The organism is Polaribacter sp., assembly GCF_024639685.1.
Lineage (GTDB): Bacteria > Bacteroidota > Bacteroidia > Flavobacteriales > Flavobacteriaceae > Polaribacter.
On record NZ_JAHEHX010000001.1, the window covers coordinates 215,009 to 234,307 of the forward strand.

General features: G+C 28.3%; 22 protein-coding genes and 1 pseudogene. 12 read left to right on the top strand and 11 right to left on the bottom strand.

Annotated features, from left to right (window positions below; translation table 11 throughout):
• The first annotated feature begins 341 nt into the window (after nt 1-341).
• The 4 genes from Q0L44_RS01045 to Q0L44_RS01060 all read left to right on the top strand — a co-directional run bounded on the left by Q0L44_RS01045 (nt 342) and on the right by Q0L44_RS01060 (nt 4,361).
• On the top strand, nt 342-1,022 hold the full coding sequence (locus tag Q0L44_RS01045) for a transporter (protein ID WP_296634197.1): 681 nt from the start codon (nt 342-344) through the stop codon (nt 1,020-1,022).
• Nucleotides 1,023-1,213: 191 nt separating this feature from the next.
• Nucleotides 1,214-2,737, top strand: a complete 1,524-nt coding sequence (gltX, locus tag Q0L44_RS01050) for a glutamate--tRNA ligase (RefSeq protein WP_296634065.1) — start codon at nt 1,214-1,216, stop codon at nt 2,735-2,737.
• Complete coding sequence (locus Q0L44_RS01055) at nt 2,737-3,285, top strand: hypothetical protein (protein ID WP_296634067.1); 549 nt, start codon at nt 2,737-2,739, stop codon at nt 3,283-3,285. Before gltX ends, Q0L44_RS01055 begins: the two co-directional genes overlap by 1 nt.
• Before the next feature lie 149 nt (nt 3,286-3,434).
• Entirely contained in the window at nt 3,435-4,361 is a 927-nt protein-coding gene (locus Q0L44_RS01060; protein WP_296634069.1) for an SPFH domain-containing protein, read from the top strand.
• Between the two features lie 77 nt (nt 4,362-4,438).
• On the opposite strand, the gene tatA is transcribed toward Q0L44_RS01060, so the two are convergent.
• The 3 genes from tatA to rnr all read right to left on the bottom strand — a co-directional run bounded on the left by tatA (nt 4,439) and on the right by rnr (nt 7,691).
• Nucleotides 4,439-4,636, bottom strand: coding sequence for a twin-arginine translocase TatA/TatE family subunit (gene tatA, locus Q0L44_RS01065; RefSeq protein WP_296634199.1), 198 nt, complete (start codon nt 4,634-4,636; stop codon nt 4,439-4,441).
• Nucleotides 4,637-4,678: 42 nt separating this feature from the next.
• Entirely contained in the window at nt 4,679-5,368 is a 690-nt protein-coding gene (locus Q0L44_RS01070; RefSeq protein WP_296634072.1) for a head GIN domain-containing protein, read from the bottom strand.
• Nucleotides 5,369-5,471: 103 nt separating this feature from the next.
• Nucleotides 5,472-7,691 carry a ribonuclease R gene (gene rnr, locus Q0L44_RS01075; RefSeq protein WP_296634074.1) on the bottom strand — a complete coding sequence of 740 codons (2,220 nt, stop codon included), beginning with the start codon at nt 7,689-7,691 and terminating at the stop codon, nt 5,472-5,474.
• A gap of 113 nt (nt 7,692-7,804) precedes the next feature.
• Here rnr and Q0L44_RS01080 point away from each other — a divergent pair, with 113 nt between their 5' ends.
• The 3 genes from Q0L44_RS01080 to Q0L44_RS01090 all read left to right on the top strand — a co-directional run bounded on the left by Q0L44_RS01080 (nt 7,805) and on the right by Q0L44_RS01090 (nt 10,449).
• Entirely contained in the window at nt 7,805-8,740 is a 936-nt protein-coding gene (locus Q0L44_RS01080; RefSeq protein ID WP_296634076.1) for a diacylglycerol kinase family protein, read from the top strand.
• Nucleotides 8,741-9,574: 834 nt separating this feature from the next.
• Complete coding sequence (gene rpiB / locus Q0L44_RS01085) at nt 9,575-10,009, top strand: ribose 5-phosphate isomerase B (RefSeq protein WP_296634078.1); 435 nt, start codon at nt 9,575-9,577, stop codon at nt 10,007-10,009.
• Nucleotides 10,009-10,449: a GNAT family N-acetyltransferase gene (locus tag Q0L44_RS01090; protein WP_296634080.1), complete on the top strand. Its 441-nt coding sequence runs from the start codon at nt 10,009-10,011 to the stop codon at nt 10,447-10,449. Before rpiB ends, Q0L44_RS01090 begins: the two co-directional genes overlap by 1 nt.
• Here Q0L44_RS01090 and Q0L44_RS01095 read toward each other — a convergent pair.
• The 3 genes and pseudogenes from Q0L44_RS01095 to Q0L44_RS01105 all read right to left on the bottom strand — a co-directional run bounded on the left by Q0L44_RS01095 (nt 10,446) and on the right by Q0L44_RS01105 (nt 11,811).
• A pseudogene (locus tag Q0L44_RS01095) lies at nt 10,446-11,018 on the bottom strand (pseudouridine synthase). The gene Q0L44_RS01090 and the pseudogene Q0L44_RS01095 sit on opposite strands and share 4 nt — an antisense overlap.
• Before the next feature lie 188 nt (nt 11,019-11,206).
• The gene (locus tag Q0L44_RS01100) at nt 11,207-11,371 is read right to left on the bottom strand and encodes a hypothetical protein (protein ID WP_296634082.1); all 165 of its coding nucleotides are present in this window, start codon (nt 11,369-11,371) and stop codon (nt 11,207-11,209) included.
• A gap of 158 nt (nt 11,372-11,529) precedes the next feature.
• On the bottom strand, nt 11,530-11,811 hold the full coding sequence (locus Q0L44_RS01105) for a hypothetical protein (RefSeq protein ID WP_296634084.1): 282 nt from the start codon (nt 11,809-11,811) through the stop codon (nt 11,530-11,532).
• A 112-nt stretch (nt 11,812-11,923) separates the two neighbouring features.
• Between Q0L44_RS01105 and recA the strand changes: the two genes are divergently transcribed.
• Both recA and Q0L44_RS01115 read left to right on the top strand, forming a co-directional pair.
• Complete coding sequence (recA, locus tag Q0L44_RS01110) at nt 11,924-12,931, top strand: recombinase RecA (RefSeq protein WP_296634086.1); 1,008 nt, start codon at nt 11,924-11,926, stop codon at nt 12,929-12,931.
• A gap of 53 nt (nt 12,932-12,984) precedes the next feature.
• Nucleotides 12,985-13,521: a GNAT family N-acetyltransferase gene (locus Q0L44_RS01115; RefSeq protein ID WP_296634088.1), complete on the top strand. Its 537-nt coding sequence runs from the start codon at nt 12,985-12,987 to the stop codon at nt 13,519-13,521.
• A 34-nt stretch (nt 13,522-13,555) separates the two neighbouring features.
• Here Q0L44_RS01115 and dut read toward each other — a convergent pair whose 3' ends face one another.
• Both dut and Q0L44_RS01125 read right to left on the bottom strand, forming a co-directional pair.
• On the bottom strand, nt 13,556-13,987 hold the full coding sequence (dut, locus tag Q0L44_RS01120) for a dUTP diphosphatase (protein WP_296634202.1): 432 nt from the start codon (nt 13,985-13,987) through the stop codon (nt 13,556-13,558).
• Nucleotides 13,988-13,993: 6 nt separating this feature from the next.
• Complete coding sequence (locus Q0L44_RS01125; RefSeq protein WP_296634090.1) at nt 13,994-14,815, bottom strand: alpha/beta hydrolase-fold protein; 822 nt, start codon at nt 14,813-14,815, stop codon at nt 13,994-13,996.
• 135 nt (nt 14,816-14,950) lie between these two features.
• Between Q0L44_RS01125 and Q0L44_RS01130 the strand changes: the two genes are divergently transcribed.
• The 3 genes from Q0L44_RS01130 to Q0L44_RS01140 are packed head-to-tail and all read left to right on the top strand — an operon-like array spanning nt 14,951 to nt 17,921.
• The gene (locus Q0L44_RS01130) at nt 14,951-15,946 is read left to right on the top strand and encodes an NAD(P)H-dependent glycerol-3-phosphate dehydrogenase (protein WP_296634091.1); all 996 of its coding nucleotides are present in this window, start codon (nt 14,951-14,953) and stop codon (nt 15,944-15,946) included.
• Between the two features lie 43 nt (nt 15,947-15,989).
• Nucleotides 15,990-16,649 carry a hypothetical protein gene (locus tag Q0L44_RS01135; RefSeq protein ID WP_296634094.1) on the top strand — a complete coding sequence of 220 codons (660 nt, stop codon included), beginning with the start codon at nt 15,990-15,992 and terminating at the stop codon, nt 16,647-16,649.
• A gap of 3 nt (nt 16,650-16,652) precedes the next feature.
• Nucleotides 16,653-17,921, top strand: a complete 1,269-nt coding sequence (locus Q0L44_RS01140) for an MFS transporter (RefSeq protein ID WP_296634096.1) — start codon at nt 16,653-16,655, stop codon at nt 17,919-17,921.
• Here Q0L44_RS01140 and Q0L44_RS01145 read toward each other — a convergent pair whose 3' ends face one another.
• Genes Q0L44_RS01145 through Q0L44_RS01155 form a run of 3 tightly spaced genes read right to left on the bottom strand, consistent with a single transcriptional unit; the run spans nt 17,922 to nt 19,259 of the window.
• Nucleotides 17,922-18,470 carry a DUF547 domain-containing protein gene (locus Q0L44_RS01145; RefSeq protein WP_296634099.1) on the bottom strand — a complete coding sequence of 183 codons (549 nt, stop codon included), beginning with the start codon at nt 18,468-18,470 and terminating at the stop codon, nt 17,922-17,924.
• A 14-nt stretch (nt 18,471-18,484) separates the two neighbouring features.
• The gene (locus Q0L44_RS01150) at nt 18,485-18,688 is read right to left on the bottom strand and encodes a hypothetical protein (protein WP_296634101.1); all 204 of its coding nucleotides are present in this window, start codon (nt 18,686-18,688) and stop codon (nt 18,485-18,487) included.
• A gap of 28 nt (nt 18,689-18,716) precedes the next feature.
• On the bottom strand, nt 18,717-19,259 hold the full coding sequence (locus Q0L44_RS01155; protein WP_296634103.1) for a pyridoxamine 5'-phosphate oxidase family protein: 543 nt from the start codon (nt 19,257-19,259) through the stop codon (nt 18,717-18,719).
• Nucleotides 19,260-19,299: the final 40 nt, after the last annotated feature.

The window sequence follows — 19,299 nt, forward strand, 5'->3', positions numbered from 1 at the left end:
TAAAAATCCAGAAAAGTACAGTTCTAGCCGTAGGTTTTAACCATAAAAAATATTCTATAAAAAGAATAAAAAATAGGTATAAGAAGCCTAGTGACAAAAACAAGATGCTACCTTTTATCAACTCATTCGTGTAAAATTTACGTGTGAATTGATGTAACTTTTTCTGTATGTTTTGGAAATGGCTCATAATCAACAAATAAAAATACTATTTTTGATAAGATTCACCATCAAATAATTGTTAAAACAGTTTGTAAGTATTTCTAAGAAAGTACAACTAAATCAGCATAAAACTAACTTATGAAACCTATTTATATTTTAATTGCCTTTTCTTTTCTTTACAAATAACTGCTCAAAGCCCTTGGACACAAGAAAAAGGACACTTTTTTGCAAACCTATCTTATTCTTCATTTTCTGATTATTCTGAAATGTTTGGAGAACCAGATTTTTCCCTTTCTGGTACAATTACAGACAGAACTTATCAATTTTATGGCGAATATGGTTTGACCAATAAAACTAGTTTACTTGTAAACATGCCTTTAAAATCAATAGATATTAACAACTATGTAGACCCTGCAATATTATGTGTGGGAAATTGCGCACAAAGTTTTAATGAAACTGCTTTTGGAAATATTGCACTAGGTTTAAAACACAATTTTCTAAAAAAGAAATGGGTTTTATCTGGTCAATTAAGTATGCAAATGAATACAGGTACTTATGATGAAACTTCAGCAATAAGAACTGGTTTTGATGCCTATACTTTTACTCCTTTATTATTAGCTGGTACAAATTTTGGTAAAAACTACTTTCAGTCTTTTATTGGTGCAGATATTAGAACCAATAATTATAGCTATAACTTAAAAATCGGTGGAGAAATTGGTAGAAAACTAACTCAGAATATATGGCTTATTGGTTTTGTAGATGTTTCTCAATCTTTAAACAATGGCGATATTTCTTTCCAAGCAAACAATGCAGCAAACAGTTTGTATATAAATGACCAAGAATATTTAGCTTATGGGTTATAAGGTATTTTACAATTTAGCGATTTTGGTTTAACAACTGGATATAGCTAAGCGTTGTCTGGTAATAATGTACCTAAAAAAGTAGCCATTTCTTTTGGTGTTTTTAAGACTTTCTAAGAAAATAAAAATTCTTTGTTTCTCTTATTTCTATTCTCTTTTTAGAAAAAGTATCTTTGCATTTTAAATTTAATAAAATGGAATCTAATGTTCGTGTACGTTTTGCACCAAGCCCAACAGGACCTTTACATATTGGAGGTGTAAGAACAGCTCTATACAACTATTTATTTGCTAAAAAACACAATGGAACTTTTGTTTTAAGAATAGAAGATACAGACCAAAATAGGTATGTAGCAAATGCAGAACAATATATAATTGATGCTCTAAACTGGTGTAATATTCCTTATGATGAAGGCATTAACAAAAACGAAAAGTTTGGGCCTTACAGACAATCTGAACGTAAAAACTTATACAAGAAATACGCAGATATTCTTTTAGAAAAAGGCTGGGCTTATTATTCTTTTGATACCTCAGAGCAATTAGATGCACACAGAAAAGGACATGAAGCAGAAGGTAAGACGTTTATTTATAACTGGCACAATCGTGAAAAAGGGCGTTTGGTAAACTCTTTGGTTTTATCTGATGAAGATGTACAAGAAAAAATAAATTCAGGAGAGAATTACGTAATTCGTTTTAAAAGTCCACAAGATGAAACTTTAGAAATGAAAGATGAAATTCGTGGTAAAATTTATATTGATACTAACACCTTAGATGATAAAATTCTATTTAAAAGTGATGGAATGCCAACTTATCATTTAGCAAATATTGTAGATGATCATCTAATGGAAATTAGTCATGTAATTCGTGGTGAAGAATGGCTACCATCTATGGCTTTACATGTTTTATTATACAGAGCTTTTAATTGGCAAACACCTAAATTTGCACATTTACCATTAATTTTAAAACCAGTAGGTAAAGGTAAATTAAGTAAAAGGGATGGAGATAAATTAGGTTTTCCTGTATTTCCATTAGCCTATACAAACGAAAAAACCAACGAAGTTTCACGTGGTTATAAAGAAGATGGTTATTTCTCTGAAGCAGTTGTTAATATGTTGGCTTTCTTAGGATGGAATCCTGGAACAGAGCAAGAAATATTTTATTTAGAACACTTGATTAAAGAATTCGATTTGAAAAGAGTTAGTAAATCTGGAGCCAAATTTAACCCAGATAAAACAAAATGGTTTCAACAGCAACACATGCAACAAAAAAGTGATGCTGAATTAACTTCTTTATATTTATCTATTTTAGCAGAGAAAGGTATTCACAAAGAGGAAGCTTTTGTACAAAAAGTAGTTTCAACTATTAAAGAAAGAGCTGTTTTTATGGAAGATTTTTGGGATTTATCTCATTTCTTTTTTCAAACTCCAAAAGAATATGATGCGAAAGCTAGCAAGAAAAATTGGAAAACGGATACAGGAGCATTAATGCAAGAATTAACTACTGTAATTGCTAATATTGAAGATTTTTCGTCAGAAAATACAGAAAAAGTGATTAAAGAATGGATTTCTGGCAAGGAAATTGGGTTTGGTAAGGTAATGCAACCTTTACGTTTAAGTTTAGTTGGTAAATTAACAGGCCCTCATTTATTTGATATTATTGCTATGATTGGCAAAGGAGAAACTATTTTAAGAATTAAAAACGCAATAGAAAAAATATCATAATGAAAAAATATCTTTTAATAATTACGTTATTAACAAGCTTTTTAGCGCAGAGTCAGCTAAACAGAGGGGGAATGAGAAATGGTCGTCAAAGACAAATGATTCAAAACCCTAGAAAAGCTCCAGAACCTAATTTTCAAGTAGAAAAATACTTAGGTATTGTTATTTACGATATAGAAAAAGCAGTAAAAAAATCAAGTATTAAAACTTCGTCAACTGAAGGTAAATTATTTTCTAAATTACTTTTAGAATACAATAAAGAAATCAAAGGAATTAGACGTATAAATAGTTTTACATTAAGAAGCACTAAAGAAATGATGGAAAACTTTCAAAAGAAAGCTAGAGAATCAGGAAGCTTTTCAGATAGAACTAAAGTTCAACAAAAGATGATTAAAAACCTTACTCCAATTTCTGAAGCACTAAAATTAAAAGATAAAAAGTTTAATGCCTCTGTAAAGCGAATTTTGTCTGAAAAACAATATAAAAAATGGATTAAATATAATCGAAAATTATATAAAGTATTTCCTAAAGACAAAGAAGAAAAAAACTAATAAAAAACCCTGAATAATTGATATTTAGGGTTTTTTTATTACAATTCAATATTTAAAATGTAACAAATTAAAAATAGTTGCGTCCAATAATTGCTATCTAAAAATAGTATCTTTACTTTAATGATTATTAACTCTTTAAAATAAAATATATGAATCCAATCTTTAGTATTATTGTTGTTGTTTTAATTCTAATACTTTTTGCCTCATTCTTTTTGGTAAAACAACAAACAGCAGCTATCATAGAACGTTTTGGTCGTTTTAATTCCATAAGACAATCTGGTTTACAATTAAAAATTCCGCTGGTAGATAAAGTTGCTGGTAGGGTAAGTTTAAAAATTCAACAGTTAGATGTAATTATAGAAACAAAAACACTAGATGATGTTTTTGTAAAATTAAAAGTATCTGTTCAATATATGGTTATAAGAGAAAAAGTCTATGATGCTTTTTATAAATTAGATTATCCTCATGATCAAATAACTTCATTTGTATTTGATGTAGTTAGAGCAGAAGTTCCAAAAATGAAGTTAGATGACGTATTTGTTAAAAAAGATGATATTGCAATTGCTGTTAAAAGAGAGTTAAAGGAATATATGTCTGATTATGGTTTTGATATCATAAAAACCTTAGTTACAGACATAGATCCAGATGCACAAGTAAAAGCAGCTATGAACAGAATTAATGCTGCAGATAGAGAGAAAACGGCTGCACAATTCGAAGGAGATGCACAACGTATTTTAATTGTAGAAAGAGCTAAAGCAGAGGCTGAAAGTAAGCGTTTACAAGGACAAGGTATTGCAGACCAAAGAAGAGAAATTGCACGTGGTTTAGAAGAATCTGTAGAAGTATTAAATAAGGTTGGCATTAACAGCCAAGAAGCCTCTGCTTTAATTGTAGTAACACAACATTACGATACTTTACAATCTATAGGACAGGAAACTAACAGTAATCTAATTTTATTACCTAACTCACCACAAGCAGGTAGCCAAATGTTAAATGACATGGTTGCTAGTTTTACTGCAAGTAATCAAATAGGTGAAGCAATGAAAAATGCAAAACCTAAGAAATTAGATAAATAAAAATTAGTCATTAATTTAAAAAGCTCTATGTAGATTACATAGAGCTTTTATAATTTTATAAAGAATGGAACTATATGTTAGTTCTTCTCTTTTAATTTTTCTTCTTTTTCTTCTTTATTATCTTTAGAAGCCTTTTTAAACTCCTTAATACCACCTCCTAAACCTTTCATTAGTTCAGGAATTTTTTTACCTCCAAAAAGTAATAAAACAACAACAACAATTAAAATTATTGAGTATCCTCCTGGAATTGCTAAAAAAGTAAATAAGCTCATGATTTTATTTTTATTTTGTTTTACAAAGATACAAAAAGGATTTTATTAATCTCTTTTTTGAATAATACCACCTATAACTTTTTTATCTTTTAAAACTTTTGGATTTCCTTTATAAAATATAGAACCACCAAAACTAACTTTAGCTTTTAAGGTTTCACCTGCAAAAATTTCTGCTTTTGCTCCTGTTCCGGATTTTACATCAGTATTTGTTAACACTTTTAAACCATAACCGTTATAAATACCATACAAATCTACACTAACCTCTTGGGTTTTAGTTGTTCCTGTCAGTTTTATAATACCACCTGAAGATGCTCTAACTTTTAAATATTTAGTTTTAGTTACTAAATTAATAAAAGCTCTTTCTTGTGCATTTACTTCTAATATGTCTTGTATAATTTTCTTTCCTTTTATAGTTGCCCCTTCATTAGCATCTATGATTGCTATAGGATTGTTATAAAATAATTGTACTAAAACCTCACCGCTAGCACTATTATTCTCTGGATTAATAGAAAATGGTAATGCAATTTTTAGTGTATTATCTATATTTTTAATTGTTACTTTTTCTGATTTATTCCCTGTTATTATTAATTTTGATTCAGTAGATTCAATCAATTCTAATTCTATTCCATTATATACTTTTACTACATTAAAATCTCCTAGATTCTTTGAAATTTTAGACTGAGAAAAAAAGGGTAAGGAAATACTGAATAAGAGTATGTTAAAATAATTTTTCATTTAATAATATTTTTCTTTTTCGAAAAGCAATATATAAATTATAAACCGATTATTATTAGAATTTATTGGAGTAAATAATAGAATTAATCAAATTAATAACCCTTTAATCTTCTACTAAATTAAAATCTAAATGTTTACGTTCTAAATCTGTTTTTTTAACTTGTACTTTAACATTATCACCTAATTGATACATGTGTTTTGTAGACTGACCCACAATAGCATATTGATCTTCATTAAAAATATAATAATCGCTTTTTATATCTCTAATTCTAACCATTCCTTCACATTTATTTTTAGTGATTTCTACATAGATTCCCCATTCTGTAACCCCTGTAATTACACCTTTAAAAACTTCATCTTTATGATCTTGCATGTATTTAACTTGCATGTACTTTATTGATGAACGTTCTGCTTTAGAGGCTAATTCTTCTCTTTTAGAAGAGTGTTTACATTTTTCTTCATAAAGATCTGCTTTTAGGCTTTCTCCTCCATCTAAATAATGTTGCAGTAATCTATGGGTCATTACATCTGGATAACGCCTAATAGGAGATGTAAAATGACTGTAATAATCAAAAGCTAAACCATAATGTCCAATATTGTGAGTTGTATACACAGCTTTAGACATAGATCTAATAGCTAAAGTTTCAATCATATTAGATTCTGCTTTACCTTGAACATCATTTAATAACTGATTTAAGGATTCTGATGTTGATTCTTTTGTATCTGTATTAATTTTATAACCAAATTTGCTAATAATATTTTGTAAAGAAGCTAATTTTTCTACATCTGGTTCATCATGAACCCTATAAATAAATGTTTTATTAGAAGGTTTACCTTGTTTACTACCAATATATTCTGCTACTTTTCTGTTAGCTAATAACATAAATTCTTCAATTAATTTATTAGCGTCTTTATAACTTTTAAAGAATACACCAACAGGACTTGCATCTTCATCTAAATTAAATTGCACCTCTACTCTATCAAAAGAAATTGCACCTTGTTTCATGCGTTTTTTACGCAGAATTTTAGCTAATTTATCTAACTGTAGGGTAGCTTCTACAACATCGGCCTTTACTTCATAAGTAGCATCTGTAATAGAAATATCTACAGGCATTGTAAAAGGTTTAACTTCTTCTGTTAGTTTACAATTTTCTATAATATGTTGTGCTTCTTCGTATGCAAAACGTTGATCTGAATAAGTAACTGTTCTACCAAACCACTGATTTTTAATTTGTGCTTTTTCATTGATCTCGAATACAGCAGAAAAAGTTAATTTTTCTTCATTTGGTCTTAAAGAACAAACACCATTACTTAACATTTCTGGTAACATTGGTACAACTCTATCTACTAAATACACAGATGTTGCTCTATCAAAAGCTTCGTCATCTAAAATAGTTTTTGGTTGTAAATAATGAGAAACATCTGCAATATGAATACCAATTTCATAATTACCATTCTCTAGTTTTGTAAAAGATAATGCATCATCAAAATCTTTTGCATCTTTTGGATCTATAGTAAACGTTAAATCGCTTCTCATATCTCTACGTTTGGCAATTTCCTTTTCTTTTATTTCTATTGGTAATTCTTGTGCTTCTTTTTCTACTTCTGGTTCAAATTTATAAGGTAAATCATATTCTAAAAGAATAGAATGCATTTCTGTAGTATGATCTCCAGGTTTACCTAAAACTGTAGTAATTTTTCCAAACGGATTTTTAGAGTTTTCTGGCCAATCAGAAATAGTAGCTTGTACTTTATCTCCATGTTCTGCACCATTTAATTTATTCTGTGAAATAAATATATCAGCATACATTTTATGGTTATCACAGATTACAAAACCAAAGTTTTTATTTTTTTGTAATATCCCAACAAATTCTGTTTTAGCTCTTTCTATAACTTCTACAACATCAGCCTCTAACTTATGACTTCTTTTACGTTTATATACATATGCTCTTACAACGTCTCCATGTAAACCTTTACCTAAATTAATGTTTGGTAAAAAAATATCATTCTCATAATCGTCCGTTACAAAATATCCATTTCTATTAGATGTAATATCTAAAGTACCAATAGAATATTTACGATCTTCATTTGTTTGAAATTTACCTCTATCAATTTCTTTTATTTTTTTGTTAGCTTTTAATTCAGCTAACTTTTTTAATATTTGAGTTTTACCATCAGTATCCGAAACGTTTAATTTAGATGCTATTTGCTTATAATTGTAAAACTTACTACTATCTTTATTTAATATTTTAAATATATTTCTTGTTAAATCTTTGATGACTTTTCCTTTCTTTTTAAATATTTTTCTTTTCTTTCTTGTCATTAAATTTTATTCTATTATAATAATTACCAAAGTACTAATTATTTAAGTTTTATTAGGTTAACAAACTATTATAATTCAATTTTATACATTGAAGTTTTTTAATTCTATATTTTATGTCTGAATTCATCAATCAAACTGATGAAAATTCTTGGTTTATAATTGCAAACCCTACTGCAGGAAACAAGATTTTTAACAAACAGTGGAAAGAAATTAAAACGCAATTATCACTAAATAATATTAGTTATTCTTTTTCTTTTACAGCTTTTTCTAAACATGAAATTGAACTAGTACAGCAAGCTATTCAAAAAGGATTTAGAAAAATTATTTCTGTAGGTGGAGATGGTACGCTACATCATGTAGTTAATGGTATTATGTTGCAAACATACGTAAAAACTACTGATATAACTATTGGTGTAATTCCTATTGGAACAGGAAACGATTTGGTAAAGACTTATAAAATTCCAAATAATACTACTAAAGCTATAAAAATTATTAAAAAAAATTCAACTATTTTACAAGATGTAGGCTTATGTAAAACAGTAAATAATACTTTTGATTATTTTATAAATGTTGCTGGTATTGGTTTTGATGGATATGTAATTTATAAATTAAACAATTTAAAAAAGTTTGGAGCTATTGGTTATTTATTAGCTGGTATTAATAGTTTATTATCTTATAATACGTCAAAATTTAAAATTTCTTTTAATAATAAAATTATAGAAACAAAATCATTATTAACAATTGTAGGAATTTGTAAATATGCAGGTGGTGGGTTACAGTTTACTAATAACGTAGATCCTGCAGATGGTTTATTTGATATTACCATCGTAAAAAATATTAAAATAATAACGATATTATTAAATATAAATAAGTTATTTAAAGGCTCGCTTTATAAATTAAAGAAAATTTCTAATTATAAAAGTTCTAAAATAACGATAGAATCTAGCAATACTACTACTTATATACAAGCTGATGGAGAATTAATTGGTACTAATAAAGTTAGTTTTAATGTTATTAAAAAAGCAATAAGATTTATAGTAAATACTTAAAAAATTAAAGAATTCTTAAAATATATGTAACAATTTGCATTTTTTTATGTCTTAAATAATGAAGGTTAACTATTTACCATGAAAAAATTACATAAAGTTATTGCATTATTCTAGGTAATCTTTGTTGCAGGAATTTTAATTACTTTTTTTTATTGTAAACACTACATTAAACAAAACAGAAATTCCGAAAGAAACTGGAGTAGTTCAAGAAAACACTCATTCTATTACTAATACAAAAAACAAAACTATTTAATTTTACCTTCATTACTATTTTAATTCTTTTGCTTTTCTAAATATTCATATTTTTAAACTTATTAACATTATATAATATTATATTTTTTCTTTTAAAAAAATTTAAAAAACAATGATGTTTATAATAGTATGTGAATATATATAATAAAAATTTATTTTAAAATTTAATAATATCACTTATTAAAAATAATTGACATCTTATAAATAACTCAATAACTTAAAAATCAACACAAAAATACAGTTATTAACAAGACTTATAAATAGTAGTTCACATAGTTTTCTTTATAATTATTTTTAATTTTAATGTAAACTAATAGTATATTTTATGTTGATAAACTTTTATTAAAAAAGAATAATAAAAGTTGTGTATATGGTTTAGTTACTTCTATTGTAATAAAATTTAAAATCACCAAAAAAACTTTCGAGTTTTTAATGATAAGTTTTTAACATTTACTTAAAACAGATAAATAACTTAAAAATAAATAGTTATTAAAAATTAATAAGTTTTAAAAATTTGTACCTGTTCATAACCATTAAATTCTATATTTTTGTACCTGTTAAACGCAATAAAATCAATTTATTATGACAGTTGCCATAGGTAATGATCACGCAGGAACTGAATACAAGTTCGAAATTATAAAACACTTAAAACAAAAAGGTTTTACTGTTTTAAATTTTGGAACAGATACTAACAGTTCTATGGATTATCCAGATACTATTCATCCAACAGCAGATGCAGTTGAATCTGGTAAAGCAGAGCTAGGTATTATTTTATGTGGTTCTGGTAATGGTGCACAAATAACAGCTAATAAACATCAAGGTATTAGAGCTGCTTTATGTTGGAATAATGAGTTAGTTGCTTTAACAAGACAACATAACAATGCAAATGTATTAACGATTCCTGCACGTTTTGTATCTCTACAACAAGCTATTGGTTTTGTAGATGTATTTTTAAATACCGAATTTGAAGGTGGACGTCATGCAAATAGAGTTAACAAAATTTCCTGTGCTGGTTAATGAATATCCAAGTTAAAAGCTTTATTGAATTAAATACTACAGAACTTTACAATTTACTTCAATTACGCTCTGAAGTTTTTGTGGTTGAGCAAGATTGTGTATACCAAGATATAGATTTTAAAGATCAAAAAGCATTACATGTTTTAGGTTACAAAAATGATGTATTAATAGCTTATACACGTATTTTTAAACCAGGAGATTATTTTAAAAACTCTAGTATTGGAAGAGTTGTTGTAAAAGATTCTGAACGAAAATTTAATTTTGGCCATCAAATAATGAAAGCTTCTATAACAGTAATTAAAAGTAATTTTAAGGAAGATAAGATTACTATTTCTGCTCAGAAATACTTAAAAAAATTCTATGAATCTCATGGGTTTTATCAAGTTAATGATGAATATTTAGAAGATGAAATTCCACATATTAGAATGGATAAAGATTAAGGTAGTTGAGATATTTCTTTAACTTCACCATTTTGTAAATTATCTAAGGTAAATGTATCTATTCTAACACGCACTAAACGTAAAGTTGGGTAACCAACAACAGCTGTCATTTTACGCACTTATCTAAACTTACCTTCTCTAATGATTTCAGAAATCCAACTTGTAGGTCCATATCTATCATCTCTAATTTTTTAACTTCGTAAAGGAAAGTTAGGATCTTCTATTTTAAAAACTTTACCTGGTTTTGTGATGTATTTTTTACCCTCAAAACCAATTTCTACCCCTTTTTTAAGCGCTTCAATTGCGGTTTGTGTAATTAAACCATCTACTTGTACATAATATTCTTTCTCATATTTATTACTTCTAATTTCTTGAGAAAATTTACCATCTATTGTTAATAAAAGTAAACCTTCAGAGGTAAAATCTAAACGTCCAATAGCCATTGTTCCTTCAGGAAAATCATATAATTCTCCCAACATTTTTTTCTTTCTTTTAGTTTGATTTGTTATAAACTGAGACAAATAACCATAAGGTTTATTAAATATGAAATGAAGGTGTTTTTTTTCCAAGTTAAATAAGCTTAATATGTATTGAAAATTTATTTATTCCTTTAGAAATACTCATATTTTCTTCAGAAAATTTTTGATTTATATATGAAGTATATTATGTAATTGGTTCTATACATAACATGTTATCCACTTGCGTTCATAACATAAAATTGTTAAAAACTTTAGTAATAATTTCTAAATGTTTTCTATCAAGTATTTTGTAAAACTATTTTTTCTGTATTCAAAACAGGAAAAGCATTATGCCCTACTTTATAAACATCTTTTAAAGTAATTTTTTTATCATTCGCTATTAAAATATCCTTACTAGTATTAGATAACATAAAAGCAGGATGATAACCTAACATATAAGGCATTCCTTTCTCAGATATTATCTTAAAATCTATTTCTCAGATTCCTTCTTTTAAAGTAAAACGTTTTTCGAAACTAAAATCAAAAGGCCAATTTAAATTGGTTCAGTAGATTTTTCTGGAAATTTTGTATTGGTTATTTTAGTATTTTTAGCATAATTTTACTAAAATTTAGCAGAAGTATCACTACTATAATATAATTTATACGTTAATTCACGAAGCAAACCGTGCTGATCCTGAATAGCATTTCCTTTTTTGGTATGTATTATATAATTGTTTTTAGAAGTGGGTCCTATTACAGGAAACATTTCATCATCCGATTTTCGCCATCCTTTGTCTCCTTTCTGATGAATAAATTCCTCAGCATTAAAAATAAAACTAATTAATTCACCTTTTTCTAAACGAACTTTACTGTTATTATTTTCTAAAACAATTATCGATTTCATATTTGATAAATTTTAGTAAAAATAAGATAAAATGAAGATCTTTTGTTATGTAAAAGAGAAGAGTTTTTTGTAACTTGTGGACATTATAATAATATTAATATTTGTAAGATATATGGCAGAAGATAAAGAAAAAACAGCAAAACTTAAAGCATTACAACTTACTTTAGATAAGTTAGATAAAACTTATGGAAAGGGTTCTGTAATGAAGTTAGGAGATGTAGTAACAGAAGATGTAGACGCTATTTCGTCTGGTTCTTTAGGTTTAGATTTAGCTTTAGGAGTTGGTGGTTATCCAAGAGGAAGAGTTATTGAAATTTATGGTCCAGAATCATCAGGTAAAACAACCTTAACCATACATGCAATTGCAGAAGCCCAGAGAGCAGGTGGTATTGCAGCGTTTATTGATGCAGAACACGCTTTTGATAAATTCTATGCAGAAAATTTAGGTGTAGATATAGATAATTTAATTATTTCTCAACCAGATCATGGAGAGCAAGCATTAGAAATTGCAGATAATTTAATTAGATCTGGAGCAATAGATATTGTAGTAATTGATTCTGTGGCAGCACTTACACCAAAATCTGAGATTGAAGGTGAAATGGGTGATTCTAAAATGGGTCTTCATGCACGTTTAATGTCGCAAGCCTTACGAAAATTAACAGGTACTATTTCTAAAACAAATTGTACAGTAATTTTTATTAACCAGTTAAGAGAAAAAATTGGAGTTATGTTTGGCAACCCAGAAACAACAACTGGTGGTAATGCATTAAAATTTTATGCTTCTGTTCGTTTAGATATTAGAAGAAGAACGCAAATTAAAGATGGAGATAAAGTTATTGGAAATAGCACAAAAGTAAAAGTTGTTAAAAACAAAGTAGCTCCACCTTTCCAAATTGCAGAATTCGATATTATGTATGGACAAGGAATATCTAAAGTTGGTGAAATTTTAGATATTGGTGTTGAGTTAGGTATTGTTAAGAAAAGTGGATCTTGGTTTAGTTACGGAGATACCAAACTAGGGCAAGGTAGAGATTCTGTGAAAGGCTTAATTAAAGACAATCCAGAATTAATGGAAGAACTAGAAAATAAAATAAAAGAAGCTATTGAAAATCAAGAGTAAATTATTTTAAGCTGCTATAGAACTAATCAATCTATAACGGTTTTTCTATACAAATGATATCTATTACACAAAATATAGCTTTAAGAAAAATTACAGAACAAGATGTAGATGTTCTGAGTAACTTAATGAGTATAATTTATCCTGCTGCATATAGCTTTCTGTGGGCAGATAACGGTGTTTGGTATATTAATGAACAATATTCTAAAGCTAATATTTTAAAAGAGCTAAAACAAGAAAAGGCAAACTATTATTTTGTTTTAGTAAATGATGAGATTGTTGGAAACTTTAGAGTTGTTTGGAATGAACCCCTTAAGAACCAACAAATACTAAATCTGGTAAAATTACATCGATTGTATTTACACAAAAACCTTCAAGGAAAAGGAGTAGGAAAAGCTATAATGAATTGGTTAGAAAAAGAAGCTTTACTAAAGAATTATAAAGCAATTTGGTTAGATGCTATGGATGCCAAACAACAAGCTTTCGAATTTTATAAAAAGTTAGGTTACCAATATCATACTCATGTTTTCTTATCTTTTAAGTTGTTGAAAAAAGATGTTCGTAAAATGAGTCAACTTTATAAGTTATTATAGCTTTTAAAAAAAGGATATTTAACCTTTTTGTTAATTAAACCCCTGTACTTCCAAATCCTCCTGAACCACGTTCAGTTTCCTCTAAAACAGTTACTTCTTTCCAACTTATACGTTCGTGTTTTGCTATGACTAATTGTGCAACTCTTTCACCGTCATTTATAACAAAATCTTCATTAGAAAGATTTACTAAAATTACTCCAATTTCTCCTCTATAATCTGCGTCTACAGTGCCTGGTGAGTTTAATACAGTAATTCCATTTTTAGCTGCCAAACCACTTCTAGGTCTTACTTGAGCCTCAAAACCTACAGGTAAAGCTATATATAAGCCTGTTTTAATAATAGCTCTCTGTAAAGGTTTAAGTATTATTGCACCTTCTATATTTGCTCTTAAATCCATACCAGCTGCACCCTCTGTTTCGTAATTAGGAGTTGCATGTTTAGATTTGTTTATAATTTGAACGTTCATCATATTTTAGTTGTATAAAAATAGTATTGTTTCTAAAAATTCATCTTTCCAAAATGATTCTGTGTGTTTACCACCAGCAACAATTTTGGTCTTTAAGTTTTCTTTTGGAAAACCCTTTTCTAATAGTAACTGTTCCATTTTTTCTGTATCAGAAACCATAGAGCCACCTTCTTTATCACCTATCAATAAATACAGTTTTGTGTTTTTTGTATTGCTATTTCTTGAAGCAAAAGCATAACTATTGTTAGAGAACCAAAAAGAAGAAGAAAGTGCACCTATTTTACCAAAAACATCAGGATATTTTAGACCTCCATAAAAGGAAATTAAACCTCCTAGAGAACTACCAATAATTGCAGTATGATTGGATTTGGTTTTTGTTCTGTAATTTTCATCAATATAAGCTTTCAGTTCATTTACTAAAAAATCTATATAGACCGCTCCTTTTCCTCCACCATATTTTTTGTTTGGCCAAGGTGTATATTCTTCAATTCTTTTTTCTCCTCCATTTTCTATACCAACAACAATAAACCCTTTTTTAGTAGTTTTAAAGTAGTTGTTTAAAGTTTCGTCTACGTTCCATTCACCCGCATATGAGGTTTTAGCATCAAATAAGTTTTGAGCATCATGCATGTAAATTACAGGATATCTTTTTGTAGATGTTGCATAATTAGGAGGTAAATAAACCCAAACCTTATGAGAAATTGTATTTAAGTTCTTAATAATAAACTCCTTTTTTAAGATTTGAACATTCTTAGACCTTGAAGAATTTTGGTCTAAAATATCAGTTTTAATTCCTTCTTTTACTTCTGTACTTTTACAACTAATCAATGAGGATAAAAGTAAAAAAATAAATAAAAAACACTTATTCATAAAGCTTAAAATATTAAACAAATATAATAAATGACAACTCCTTTCTTTTATAACTTAATACTTTTCTTATTTTTGATCATTAAATAATTAAGTATGGATAACAAACAGAAAATTGCTGTTATTGGAGGAGGAAGCTGGGCAACTGCAATTGTTAAAATGCTCACAGAAAATAAAGATCAAATAGGGTGGTATATGAGGAATATACATTCTATTGAACATATAAGAGCAAACAACCACAATCCTAAATACTTATCATCTGCAGATGTAGACGCCAAGTTTTTAGACTTATCAGATGATATAAATTACATTGTTAAAAGTTACTCTATTTTAATTTTTGCTGTACCATCTGCTTTTTTAACAAGCGAATTAAATAAACTTACAGCATCTTTAGATAGTAAAACTATTTTCTCTGCAATAAAGGGTATTGTGCCAGAAACAGGTTTAATTATTGGCGAACATTTTAATGAAGAGTTCAATATACCTCTAGAAAATATAGGTGTAATTACTGGACCTTGTCATGCAGAAGAAGTAGCTATGGAGCGCTTGTCTTACCTAACAATAGCTTGTATAGATGAAGATAAAGCAAAGTTTATGGCTAAAGCCATTGAAAGTTGGTACATAAAAGTTAAAATTTCTGATGATATCATAGGTACAGAATATGCTGCAATGCTTAAGAATATTTATGCTGTGGCTGCAGGTATTGCTCATAGTTTGGGTTATGGAGATAACTTTCAATCGGTTTTAATGAGTAATGCAATTCGCGAAATGAAACGTTTTATTAAGAAAGTACATAAAATGAAACGTAACATTAATAACTCTGCTTATTTAGGTGATTTGTTAGTAACTGGATATTCTGTTTTTAGCAGAAATAGAATGTTTGGCAATATGATTGGTAAAGGTTACACTGTAATTTCTGCTCAACACGAAATGAGCATGATTGCAGAGGGTTACTATGCTACTAAAAGTGCTTTTAAAATAAAAGAAAATAATAATGCTAAAACACCAATTATAGACACCGTTTATAGTATTTTGTATGCTAATAAGAATCCAAAAAAAGAATTTAAAAAGTTAACTAATAAGTTGGATTAATTGTTTAATTTTGAACGTTATTGTAATATATTAAACAATTACTATGAAAACAATACAAGAAGTTGTTGAAAGTACAATTAGAAAAACGCCTTTTATAGAAGAAGCACTTCATGAAAAGCTAATTAATGTTTCTTCTCTTGCTAGAATTATTTTACCAGAAGTTTCCAAGACTTTAAAGAAAGAAGTTAAAGTGGGTGCAGTAATGATGGCTATTAACAGATTATCTCCTGCAAGCGAATTACGTATCCGAAAAAATATTAAAAAGCTAGCTTTAGATTTAGGTGATGTTATTGTACGTTCTGATTTGTGCGATTTTACTTTTAAAAATACAACATCTTTACTAAGAGAAATTGCTAAAATACTTACAAAATCCTCAGAAAGTTCAGATTATTTTCTAACAGTTTCTCAAGGTATTTTTGAGACAAATATTGTAACGAGTAAAAACTTAAGACCGTTTGTTGAGGACATTTTTGAAGACGAATCGCTTACAAATAGTATGTTAGATTTAGCCTCAATTACAATTAAATTACCAAAGGAAAATCTAGAACAGTCTGGTATATATTACTTCATTTTAAAACAATTAGCTTGGGCAGATATTTCGTTACAAGAAATTATCTCAACGACTAACGAAATGACAATTGTTGTAAATGAAGAAGACATCAACCAAACATTTGCTATTTTAATGGACATGAAATTAAATTAAAAAATGGCAAAGCAAGACCCTTATGCAGCACTAAGAATTAGAGAATTTAATATTTTTTTATTTGCGAGATTTCTTTTAGTTTTTGGATGGTCTATGCAGTTTATAGTCATTGAATGGCAAGTATACTCAATTACGAAAGATCCTCTTTCTTTGGGTATTATTGGTTTAATGGAAATTATTCCCGCCTTTTCTATGGCCTTATTCGCGGGCCACATTGTAGATCAAAAAGAAAAACGAAACTTACTAGCCCTCTGCACTGCAACCTTTTCTTTAATAAGCTTAGGTTTGTTTTTACTAACTTCAGATGAAATTATAAATAACTGGCCTATAAATGCGGTTTTGTATTGCATTTATGGGTTTGTATTTTTTGGTGGATTTTTAAGATCATTTTTTGGCCCAACTATTTTTTCTTTAGTGGCTTTATTGGTGCCTAAAAAAATATATCATAATGCTGCAACCTGGAGCTCAAGTACATGGAAGATAGCTGCTGTTTCTGGGGCTTTATGTGGAGGTTTCCTTATAAGTTTGATAGACGTTGATAACACTTTATTATTCGTATTTATTTTGGTAATTCTTTCGCTAATATTTATATTCTTAATTAAAAAGAAGCCTATTTTAAATAAAAAAAAAGGTGAACCAATTGGAGAAAGTTTAAAAGCAGGTATAAAATTTGTATTTAGTAATAAAGCTGTTTTAGGCGCATTAACCTTAGATATGATTGCGGTTTTGTTTGGTGGAACAGTCGCTATTTTATCTGTTTTTGCTCAAGACATTTTAAAAGTTGGACCAGAGGGTTTTGGACTTTTAAATGCTTCTATTTCTGTTGGTAGTATAATAACGATGTTGCTAACAACATATATACCTATTAATAAAAATACAGGTAAAAAGATGTTGATATCTGTTTTTATCTTTGGTTTGAGTATTATTGCTTTTGGTTTATCATCTATCTTTTGGGTGAGTTTATTAGCCCTTTTTGTAAGTGGTGCTGCAGACGGTATCTCTATGGTAATTCGCCAAACTATTTTGCAGTTAAAAACACCAGATGAAATGAGAGGAAGAGTATCTTCTGTAAACTCTATGTTTGTTGGTTCTTCTAATGAGTTAGGCGCTTTTGAAAGTGGCTTAGCAGCTAAAATTATAGGACCAGTTGCAGCTGTTGTTTTTGGTGGTACTATGACCATAATTACTGTAGCCACAACAGTAGTAGTTAGTCCAACAATTAGAAATTTAGATCTTACTACAGATATTGAAGAAAACGAAAAAGAAGGGTAACTACTTTGGTATTATTCTATAATTAGCCAAACTAAGCGTCCAATCATAATTTGTAAAAACTAATCGGTTTGGCATTTCAGGGACAATTTTATAATCGATAAGAATTTTTTTTACACCTTTAATTCCTTTAAAATCTCCTCTAAACCAAGAGAATAGCGTTGTTGTCTTAACTGTTTTATTTTTTAAGTTATAAGTAGTTTGAGTCTCTAAGAATTCTTTTGTGGCAAAATTTAGTGCTGTATTCAAGTTTTTAGGGGAATATATTTGAACAGGTGGACAATTTTTAGCACCACAATTCAGTGCAAAATGAATTCGCCAGTCTATTTCTCCTTGAATTCGAAGCTCTAACTCCCATTTTGGTCTAAATATTTTTTTTAAATATCCTAAACTTAGTTTTACGGTAGACTTTCTAAGTATACCGTGCTCAATATTATCAAAAGACAGCAATTGGTTGGCAATCTGTATCCGAGGTTTTTTAAAAAAACGACTTCTGTTTTCATATTCTTTAGGGTTTTTTGTTAATGATATTTGTATAAACGCATTGTACACATTAATCCAAAAAGCTATTTTTTTTCGTCTGTATTTAGTTCTAAAATAAGATCTTTTAAACTGCCTTTTGCAAGTGTTTTAACTTCTGCTCTAAAAGGTTTATTTTCTATTAGGTTTTGAAGTAATTTCTGGCTAGTTTTAGTATAGTTTATTGTTTGCTTGGCAAACAAATTTAATGAACACCAAAAAAGTGTAAGTGTAATAATTTTTTTAATCATATTTAACGATACAAATGATGTTCATTTTTTAGTCTAATATTTTTGTTGGCAAACCATCTATGCTGTTTTGGTTTTTATCGCTCCAATATTGTTTTATACCCTCCTTACCCTTCTTACTGGCCCAATTATTTAAATCTTCTCTTTCGCCTTTGTAGTCAAAATACGGAATTGACATTCCACAAGATGTTTGTGCAGACTCAATTGTAATATCAAAAATTTGTCGAGTTCCTGGGGTTGCAGGAAATAGCTTTATCAAATCGATCCAAGAGGCATCACCTTCCTTAATCTCTTTTCCTTTTCCGTACAATCTTAAAATGTTTGGAGCACCTTCAAATGCACAAAACATTAGAGTTATGCGTTTGTTTTCTATGAGATGTGCAGCTGTTTCGTTACCACTACCAGTTACATTTAGCCATGCTACTTTATTTTCGTTTATCACCCTAAAAGAATCCATGCCTTTTGGAGACAAATTAATTCTTCCTTTATTTGGGGAAGTCGTAACAAAAAATATTTTTTGAGCCTCAATAAATCGAACTAGTTTAGAAGTAATTTTAGTGTAAAACTTAGCCATAATATATAAGAGTTTTAAAACTCTAAATTACGATATCTAA

Bases quoted from the DNA above. Each gene is read 5' to 3' on its own strand.
- gltX (WP_296634065.1), top strand. From the start codon at position 1,214: ATGGAATCTAATGTTCGTGTACGTTTTGCACCAAGCCCAACAGGACCT.
- Q0L44_RS01055 (WP_296634067.1), top strand. From the start codon at position 2,737: ATGAAAAAATATCTTTTAATAATTACGTTATTAACAAGCTTTTTAGCG.
- Q0L44_RS01060 (WP_296634069.1), top strand. From the start codon at position 3,435: ATGAATCCAATCTTTAGTATTATTGTTGTTGTTTTAATTCTAATACTT.
- Q0L44_RS01070 (WP_296634072.1), bottom strand. From the start codon at position 5,368: ATGAAAAATTATTTTAACATACTCTTATTCAGTATTTCCTTACCCTTT.
- rnr (WP_296634074.1), bottom strand. From the start codon at position 7,691: ATGACAAGAAAGAAAAGAAAAATATTTAAAAAGAAAGGAAAAGTCATC.
- Q0L44_RS01080 (WP_296634076.1), top strand. From the start codon at position 7,805: ATGTCTGAATTCATCAATCAAACTGATGAAAATTCTTGGTTTATAATT.
- rpiB (WP_296634078.1), top strand. From the start codon at position 9,575: ATGACAGTTGCCATAGGTAATGATCACGCAGGAACTGAATACAAGTTC.
- Q0L44_RS01090 (WP_296634080.1), top strand. From the start codon at position 10,009: ATGAATATCCAAGTTAAAAGCTTTATTGAATTAAATACTACAGAACTT.
- Q0L44_RS01100 (WP_296634082.1), bottom strand. From the start codon at position 11,371: ATGCCTTATATGTTAGGTTATCATCCTGCTTTTATGTTATCTAATACT.
- Q0L44_RS01105 (WP_296634084.1), bottom strand. From the start codon at position 11,811: ATGAAATCGATAATTGTTTTAGAAAATAATAACAGTAAAGTTCGTTTA.
- recA (WP_296634086.1), top strand. From the start codon at position 11,924: ATGGCAGAAGATAAAGAAAAAACAGCAAAACTTAAAGCATTACAACTT.
- Q0L44_RS01115 (WP_296634088.1), top strand. From the start codon at position 12,985: ATGATATCTATTACACAAAATATAGCTTTAAGAAAAATTACAGAACAA.
- dut (WP_296634202.1), bottom strand. From the start codon at position 13,987: ATGAACGTTCAAATTATAAACAAATCTAAACATGCAACTCCTAATTAC.
- Q0L44_RS01130 (WP_296634091.1), top strand. From the start codon at position 14,951: ATGGATAACAAACAGAAAATTGCTGTTATTGGAGGAGGAAGCTGGGCA.
- Q0L44_RS01135 (WP_296634094.1), top strand. From the start codon at position 15,990: ATGAAAACAATACAAGAAGTTGTTGAAAGTACAATTAGAAAAACGCCT.
- Q0L44_RS01140 (WP_296634096.1), top strand. From the start codon at position 16,653: ATGGCAAAGCAAGACCCTTATGCAGCACTAAGAATTAGAGAATTTAAT.
- Q0L44_RS01150 (WP_296634101.1), bottom strand. From the start codon at position 18,688: ATGATTAAAAAAATTATTACACTTACACTTTTTTGGTGTTCATTAAAT.
- Q0L44_RS01155 (WP_296634103.1), bottom strand. From the start codon at position 19,259: ATGGCTAAGTTTTACACTAAAATTACTTCTAAACTAGTTCGATTTATT.